8 protein-coding genes are annotated in these 5,108 nt (G+C 48.0%); all 8 read left to right on the forward strand.

The window, feature by feature from the left end:
• Positions 1 to 101 precede the first annotated feature (101 nt).
• Positions 102 to 1,436: a preprotein translocase subunit SecY gene (secY, locus tag RMO52_RS12105; protein ID WP_309738361.1), complete on the forward strand. Its 1,335-nt coding sequence runs from the start codon at positions 102 to 104 to the stop codon at positions 1,434 to 1,436.
• A gap of 189 nt (positions 1,437 to 1,625) precedes the next feature.
• Positions 1,626 to 2,192, forward strand: coding sequence for an adenylate kinase (locus RMO52_RS12110; RefSeq protein WP_309738362.1), 567 nt, complete (start codon positions 1,626 to 1,628; stop codon positions 2,190 to 2,192).
• A gap of 202 nt (positions 2,193 to 2,394) precedes the next feature.
• Positions 2,395 to 2,622: a translation initiation factor IF-1 gene (gene infA, locus RMO52_RS12115; RefSeq protein WP_295616782.1), complete on the forward strand. Its 228-nt coding sequence runs from the start codon at positions 2,395 to 2,397 to the stop codon at positions 2,620 to 2,622.
• A gap of 208 nt (positions 2,623 to 2,830) precedes the next feature.
• The gene (gene rpmJ, locus RMO52_RS12120) at positions 2,831 to 2,944 is read left to right on the forward strand and encodes a 50S ribosomal protein L36 (protein ID WP_015161734.1); all 114 of its coding nucleotides are present in this window, start codon (positions 2,831 to 2,833) and stop codon (positions 2,942 to 2,944) included.
• Positions 2,945 to 3,105: 161 nt separating this feature from the next.
• Positions 3,106 to 3,489 (forward strand): 30S ribosomal protein S13, encoded by a 384-nt coding sequence (gene rpsM, locus RMO52_RS12125; protein WP_309738365.1) that lies wholly within the window; start codon positions 3,106 to 3,108, stop codon positions 3,487 to 3,489.
• Positions 3,490 to 3,663: 174 nt separating this feature from the next.
• A complete protein-coding gene (locus RMO52_RS12130; RefSeq protein ID WP_309738366.1) occupies positions 3,664 to 3,816 on the forward strand; it encodes a hypothetical protein in 153 nt (50 codons plus the stop codon).
• Positions 3,817 to 3,863: 47 nt separating this feature from the next.
• A complete protein-coding gene (gene rpsK, locus RMO52_RS12135; RefSeq protein ID WP_310414447.1) occupies positions 3,864 to 4,259 on the forward strand; it encodes a 30S ribosomal protein S11 in 396 nt (131 codons plus the stop codon).
• 159 nt (positions 4,260 to 4,418) lie between these two features.
• A partial coding sequence (gene rpoA, locus RMO52_RS12140) for a DNA-directed RNA polymerase subunit alpha (RefSeq protein WP_310414450.1) occupies positions 4,419 to 5,108 on the forward strand: 690 nt, incomplete at its 3' end.

A 5,108-nucleotide genomic window follows, 5' to 3' on the forward strand; every position in this document is an offset into this window, starting at 1 on the left:
ATCCCAGAACTAACTGGAGAATTGTATACTTGAATTCATAACGGTAACAGTTCTTTATATTTCAACCTTGACATTAAATAAATTTTCAGAGGTAACTTTAGATGGACGCTAGTAGAGAAAAAGCCCCATCCCCCCAAGAGACATTCGTACAGATGGCTCAAGCGGCGGGTTTGAGAGGTCGAGTTTTAGTCACCCTCGGATTGCTGATTTTAGCGCGGTTAGGTACCTTCGTACCGATTCCAGGGATCGATCGAGTCGCCTTTGCAGAGAGTATTAAAAATAGCCCGACGATTGGCTTTTTAGATATTTTCTCTGGGGGTGCATTATCCACCGTCGGCGTTTTTGCCTTGGGGATTATTCCGTATATTAACGCTTCGATTATCATTCAGTTGCTCACCACAGCACTGCCCGCTCTCGAAAAACTGCAAAAGGAAGAAGGCGAAGCCGGACGCCGGAAGATCTCCCAAATCACCCGTTATGTTGCTGTGGGTTGGGCACTAATTTACAGCTTTGGGATTTCCCAATGGCTACAAAAATATACTCTCCCCGGACATCAGGGTATTGCCTTTGTCATCGGTACGGTGTTGGCATTGACGGCGGGTTCGATGTTTGTGATGTGGATTTCCGAACTGATTACCGAGCGCGGCATTGGGAACGGTGCTTCACTATTGATTTTCTTAAACATCGTAGCTGTTTTACCTACCTCTCTCAAGGATACGATCGATCTCGCCCAAAGTGGTGACAGTTCGATCTTGACTCGAACAGTAGCGCTATTACTGGTCTTTATCGTCATGACGGTGGGGATTGTGTTCGTACAAGAAGGCACCCGCCGGATTCCGATTATTTCTGCTCGTCGTCAAGTCGGACGCAGAATCCAACGCGAACGGACTAGCTATCTGCCCCTCCGCCTCAACCAAGGTGGGGTCATGCCGATTATTTTTGCGTCTTCGGTATTGGTCTTACCGAGTGCTTTAGCATCCTTTGTCGGTACCAATGCGGGTAATAGCCCTGTTACCACTTGGGTCACGCAAGTCGCTAACTTTTTGGCTCCCGGTCAGCCAGCGCATGTGGCATTCTACGTGGTCTTGATTGTCTTTTTTAGCTATTTCTACAGTTCGTTAGTTGTCAATCCTGTGGATATGGCGCAAAACCTCAAGAAAATGGGTGCAAGTATTCCCGGTATTCGACCTGGGGTAGCGACGAGTAAGTATATTGAGGGGATCCTCTCGCGACTGACTTTACTCGGTGCGCTATTTTTAGGCATTGTCGCTACTGTCCCGACAGCGATCGAAAGTTCGCTCGGGGTGAGTACTTTTAAGGGTTTTGGCGCAACTTCGCTACTGATTTTGGTGAGTGTCGCGATCGATACTGCCAAACAGATTCAAACCCTGGTAATCTCGCAACGCTATGAAGGGATGGTAAACAATAAAGATTAGTGGATAGTGATTAGTGGATAGTGGATAGCGATTAATTCTAATTAATCCGCCCACTGTCCATACTACTCACACCCCACTATCCACTGCCTCGTTGGCGGAGCCTCTCTGAAAGAGAATCGCGCTAAACCTTCGGGGAACAGAGGCGTGCGCGAATCGCTATCCACTATCCACTCTCCACTCTCCACTTCCATGACTCGACTCATTTTTCTCGGTGCCCCAGGTGCGGGTAAAGGCACTCAAGCCCAAATCCTTGCCACTTCATGTGGTATCCCCCACATTTCCACGGGGGATATTTTGCGTGCGGAAGTTAAAGAACAGACCGCGCTGGGACAACAAGCTAAATCCTATATGGATAAAGGCGAGTTAGTCCCCGATGCGCTGCTGCTGGACATGATTCGCGGTCGCTTGAGCCAAACTGATGCGATCGAGACTGGCTGGATTTTAGATGGGTTTCCCCGCAATGTCGCTCAAGCAGAATTTTTGGATGGATTACTCGCCCAAATCGGTCAAAAATATGACAAGGCAATTAATCTCCATGTCCCTCAAGAGCGATTGGTCGTGAGATTACTCGAACGAGCTACGGTTCAAAATCGCCCAGATGACACCGAGGATGTCATTCGTAGGCGGTTAGTTGTCTACGACCAGCAAACAGCCCCGCTGATCGATTACTACCAGCGACAGGGCTTTTTCCATGAGGTGAATGGCGATTGTGAATTAACCGCAGTCACCGAGCAGTTAACCGCACTGATTGCTTGACAATTACCCAATCGGAGCACAGGTAAGTGCCAATGCGAGGGCAACTGGCACTTACCGATGCCCCGATTGCCGATATATATCGCCTTTGTGCATCACCGCCAATTTCCTAGCCCCTGTTAAAATAGAAAGAGACGTTGGATTTGGCGATCGTTGTTGTCAATATCCAAGTCATGACAAACATCATCTTTGAGGTAAATATTACTTGTCTAAACAAGATTTGATTGAAATGGAGGGCACGGTGACAGAATCCTTGCCCAATGCTATGTTTCGAGTCGATCTCGACAATGGGTTTAATGTCCTAGCTCATATCTCTGGTAAAATTCGTCGTAACTATATTAAAATCCTTCCTGGAGATCGCGTCAAATGCGAACTCACTCCTTACGATCTGAGTAAAGGGCGCATCACTTACCGACTGCGGAATAAAAAATAAGTCGAACTGTTACCGCTGGCGATCGCCACAAACAGCTATAGGTCTAGCAATACGGAATTAAAAATAGTTGCATCAGAGCCTCATGCCGCTATTTTTAGTCCGATTTCGATCTAGTCGAGCGGCTGATGGCAAAGTTGTCGCGTAATTACTACTGACAATTAATTGAAAAATGTTATAATATTAAGCTTGCAGTGTTGACCAAATTGACATGAAAGTCCGAGCGTCTGTCAAAAAGATTTGTGAAAAGTGTCGCGTCATTCGTAGACGTGGCCGGGTAATGGTGATTTGTGCCAACCCGAAACATAAACAAAGACAAGGTTAGATGACTAGTCCAGGTTGCTAGTTAGTCATCGAGAGTTATGTCTAGATCGAAAGCGATCGCGAGAAAACTCTGGCTGTGGGCGAGTTGCTTTAGTCCCAAGCCAGACTTTGTTCGATCGTCGATCGCCCATCTCAAGAGCAAAGTATAGTGGAGAAACAAGTGTGGCACGGATAGCAGGTGTAGACCTACCTCGCGACAAACGCGTGGAAATCGGTCTGACATACATCTTTGGCATTGGTCTAACCAGAGCCAAGGAAGTATTAGCAAAAACAGGTGTAAATCCGGATACGCGAGTTAAGGATTTATCCGAATCTGACGTGGCACTCCTCCGGGAGCGCGTCGAAGGTGACTACCAGATCGAAGGCGACCTCCGTCGCTGGGAATCGATGAACATCAAGCGATTGGTAGATATCGGCTCCTATCGCGGACGCAGACACCGGATGGGATTACCCGTTCGCGGTCAACGCACGCGCACCAACGCCCGCACCCGTCGCGGTCGTCGCGCCACAGTCGCAGGGAAGAAGAAAGCTCCCGGCAAGAAATAGCATGGTTCGATGGTTGTGGCAACCTAACAGCCAATTGGCGATTAGTAGCTTCAGATCTTTATCTCCACAAACATGTGGGCAATCGATCGAGACGTTACTCCTCGCCAATTAGCGTGTCTATAGCTCCTGCCCGCAACCGATTTAGACCGATGGCAAACATTGAGATTAGCGCTGATGGCTATACTACCAGCAGATTATAGTCCGATCGAGTGCCAAAAGTCCGACCATTGCTATCGACCGCTGGAGACTTCTCAAATCGCCATGCGTCGATCGATACTTCCGCAATCTAGTGGAATGCCGATCGCGCCAAACATAGACCGCAGTTGATATTTATATCGATTACCTCATTGACATTTTCCAATACATAGACCGACATGGCTCGACAACCTAGTAAAAAGACTGGCCCTAAAAAGCAAAAGCGCAATGTTCCTAACGGCGTCGCTTATATCCCGTCCACCTTCAACAATACGATCGTCACGATCTCTGATGCTAATGGAGATACGATCTCCTGGGCTTCCAGCGGATCTAGTGGCTTCAAAGGCGCGAAAAAAGGTACTCCCTTTGCCGCCCAGACAGCCGCTGAAAGTGCTGGCAAACGCGCGATGGATCAAGGGATGCGTCAGCTTGAAGTGATGGTCAGCGGGCCTGGTGCGGGTCGCGAGACAGCAATTCGCGCCCTCCAAGGTGCAGGGTTAGAAATCACCCTCATTCGCGATGTCACTCCAATTCCTCACAACGGCTGCCGTCCCCCCAAACGACGCAGAGTATAGAGTAATTGCGAAGTTATAGTTCAGCAAACGGCATTGGCAATAGCGAGTAGCCGGGAGTGGGAATTATAACTTGTTAGGTTAGAAAAGTCTTACCAGCTACCAAGCGGTAATTCTGTCAAAAGTCAAATGTAAGTACAAACTGGGTAGGGAGGTCACTCTGTGGCGCAGTTTCAGATCGAGTGTGTCGAGTCTAAGACCGAGTCAAATCAAAGTCAATATAGTAAGTTTATCCTGGAACCTCTCGATCGAGGTCAAGGGACAACTATCGGCAACTCACTCCGACGGGTACTCCTGTCCAACTTAGAAGGGACATGTATTACTGCGGTAAGAGTCGCTGGATTAATCAAAGACGAAAAAACTGGCGTGAAACCCGGTACGGTCAACCATGAGTTTGCAAGTTTAGTCGGTGTCCGGCAGGATGTTTTAGAACTACTGCTGAACATGAAAGAAATCAAACTCAAAAGTTACACCTCTCAACCGCAAATCGGTCGATTGAATGTCACTGGGCCAGCCGAAGTCACAACTGCTGATTTTGAATTACCTTCAGAAGTAGAAGTTGTCGATCCCAACCAATATGTAGCTACCGTCGCTGATGGTGGCAAATTGGAAATGGAGTTTCGGATCGAACGTGGCAAAGGCTATCGATCGGTTGACAAATTTCGCGAACAAGGTCTAGCAATGGATCTGCTCCAAATCGATGCTGTATTTATGCCTGTTACCCAGGTTAACTACACTACCGAAGATGTGCGGATCGATGGCGCAGTTGAAAAAGATCGTCTGATCCTCGAAATCTGGACTAATGGTAGTCTGACGCCTCAAGAAGCATTGAGCGAATCCGCCAAAATTTTG

The organism is Chamaesiphon sp. OTE_8_metabat_110 (assembly GCF_031382685.1).
GTDB lineage: Bacteria > Cyanobacteriota > Cyanobacteriia > Cyanobacteriales > Chamaesiphonaceae > Chamaesiphon.

Bases quoted from the DNA above. Each gene is read 5' to 3' on its own strand.
- RMO52_RS12130 (WP_309738366.1), top strand. From the start codon at position 3,664: ATGGCTATACTACCAGCAGATTATAGTCCGATCGAGTGCCAAAAGTCC.
- secY (WP_309738361.1), top strand. From the start codon at position 102: ATGGACGCTAGTAGAGAAAAAGCCCCATCCCCCCAAGAGACATTCGTA.
- rpmJ (WP_015161734.1), top strand. From the start codon at position 2,831: ATGAAAGTCCGAGCGTCTGTCAAAAAGATTTGTGAAAAGTGTCGCGTC.
- rpsK (WP_310414447.1), top strand. From the start codon at position 3,864: ATGGCTCGACAACCTAGTAAAAAGACTGGCCCTAAAAAGCAAAAGCGC.
- RMO52_RS12110 (WP_309738362.1), top strand. From the start codon at position 1,626: ATGACTCGACTCATTTTTCTCGGTGCCCCAGGTGCGGGTAAAGGCACT.